Here is a 296-nt window from a genome sequence, read left to right on the forward strand (position 1 = left end):
TGGAGAATAACGGGAAGGCGACTTTGGAGATTGATCTTGCGCCCGACCTCTCGGAGGAAGCTCTGGTCAGCCGTCTGAAACAAGACCGGGGAAAACAGTCGCTTTCAAACCATCTCCGCAAAGCAGCAAACCTGAAAGGCGTGAAGCGCGCATTGTTGCTCGAGTTTGGTGGGTTGGATGTCTCCAATGAGCCGGAACGTCTGGCCCGACTGATCAAATGTCTGCCGATCCCGCTTGCAAAGCCTTTCCCGCTGGATGAAGCGATCTCCACGGCGGGCGGCGTCTCTTTCGATGTG

Annotated in this window: 1 pseudogene; it reads left to right on the forward strand. The window is 56.1% G+C overall.

Annotation, left to right across the window (positions count from 1 at the left end):
- Positions 1-296 (forward strand): annotated as a pseudogene (locus B4F73_RS07405) (NAD(P)/FAD-dependent oxidoreductase); the annotation flags it as partial.

The sequence above is a fragment of the Hyphomonas sp. UBA3601 genome, from assembly GCF_002375605.1.
GTDB lineage: Bacteria > Pseudomonadota > Alphaproteobacteria > Caulobacterales > Hyphomonadaceae > Hyphomonas.